Here is a 1580-nt window from a genome sequence, read left to right on the forward strand (position 1 = left end):
CCGTTGCCATCCACCAGCCCGATCGGTGTGCCCAGGTGATCGCACAGGTAATGCCGGATGGTCAGCGGGTTGGTTTTCGCCTGCGCTTGTCTCTCGGCCTGCAACCGGCCCACGCTGCCCGCCATGAGTCGCGCCAGCTCCTGGGGCATGTGCGCCTGCGCCCGTTGCAGCGCCTTCGCCCCCGTGGCCGGCTCCAGCACGCTTTGCAGCGCTGCCTGCACCATCTCCCGCTGCGCCCTTGGCATGGCCGCAAAGTTGTGCTGTTGGAGGACTGCGGGGTCTCCCCGGCTCTCCGCCCAGGTCCATCAGCAGTTGCACCGCGTCACAACTTACTGCGCCGTAGTATCAGCAGTAGGTTAAGTCAGCCGGTGCTGTGTACCTCGTTGTTGGATCAATTCGTTAACGCATTGCTTATTTTCCGAATTGCAGAGCAAAGAACACAACGGATTCCTCAACAGTTGAAGTGATCATTATTTCTTGTTTCCTTGAAAAACAAGTATGCAAACTGTTAAGTTCAGTACACAAAAAACCGTTCACCTCAACACCGTTTTTAAAAACGGAAGCTAATTTTTCCAATTCTTCTTTTTTATAAAATTTTCTCAACATTACCGTATGTACATTTCCATCATAGTCTTTGCAATTTATAGAGATTCTATGATTTTCACTGTCATCACTGTAGGCGGACTTAACACATCTCTCTTTTGGTATTAAATTTTCCAGTTCGGATGTATTTATTTTTTTTAAAAACCAAACCGCTCCGATAAAGGATAATAGCAACGAAATAAATATTTTGATTTTTTTCTGATTTTTCATGGTCGTATTCCCGGTGTATGCATGGGACCACCCGTCGAAGTGCCTGGAGTTTCCATCATTATTTTTGTGATTTCTCCAGTATTTTTCAGCATTTTCTTTTTAATTTCGTTTATCCTTTCTTCAGTTTTTTGCATTTCCGTCGTTGGACAGGTAGGAGATTTCAAAATGCACACAGCCAAATCATCTTCGAGTTTTCTTAACTCTTTTTCCATTTTTTTATTATCTGCCACTAACTTTGCGGCGTCCGCAGCATCTTTGGCTGTACTGCCCTTACCCCACCAGCCATAGATTTTCGACAACAAGCCGCCTCCTTCCTCAGCAAGTCCCAAAGGATCTACCCAATTCATCGGATTGATTGGATAACTGGATTTGTTAACCCCGCCATTAAGCCCAATGGGGTCCTGAGTGACGTACTGCCCAATGGTCGGGTCGTAGTACCGGAACCGGTTGTAATGCAACCCCGTCTCGGCATCGAGCTGCTGCCCCTGGAAGCGAATGCTCTGCTCGATCCGTTGCGGGTTGTATTCTTCCTGCACCTCCCCCCAGGCCCCATAGCTGGCCGCCCAGGTCACTTGCCCTGCTTTCTCCCCGTTGCCATCCACCAGCCCGATCGGTGTGCCCAGGTGGTCGCACAGGTAGTGCCGGATGGTTAGCGGGTTGGTTTTCGCCTGCGCTTGTCTCTCGGCCTGCAACCGGCCCACGCTGCCCGCCATGAGCTGCGCCAGCTCCTGGGGCATGTGCGCCTGCGCCCGTTGCAGCGCCTTCGC

3 protein-coding genes are annotated in these 1580 nt (G+C 50.7%); all 3 read right to left on the reverse strand.

The genetic code is table 11. The annotated features are described in order from the left end of the window. Window positions 1-245, reverse strand: a 245-nt coding sequence (locus tag BLT03_RS24335; RefSeq protein ID WP_139160547.1) for an RHS domain-containing protein, incomplete at its 3' end; no start/stop codon positions are given. Window positions 246-411: 166 nt separating this feature from the next. Continuing rightward, window positions 412-813: a hypothetical protein gene (locus BLT03_RS24340; protein ID WP_139160548.1), complete on the reverse strand. Its 402-nt coding sequence runs from the start codon at window positions 811-813 to the stop codon at window positions 412-414. Then, window positions 810-1580 (reverse strand): RHS repeat domain-containing protein (locus tag BLT03_RS23575; protein ID WP_175537862.1); only part of this gene is annotated, 771 nt, incomplete at its 5' end. The genes BLT03_RS23575 and BLT03_RS24340, both read right to left, overlap by 4 nt.

Source organism: Paracidovorax valerianellae (genome assembly GCF_900102625.1).
GTDB classification, from domain to species: Bacteria; Pseudomonadota; Gammaproteobacteria; order Burkholderiales; family Burkholderiaceae_C; genus Paracidovorax; species Paracidovorax valerianellae.

Bases quoted from the DNA above. Each gene is read 5' to 3' on its own strand.
- BLT03_RS24340 (WP_139160548.1), bottom strand. From the start codon at position 813: ATGAAAAATCAGAAAAAAATCAAAATATTTATTTCGTTGCTATTATCC.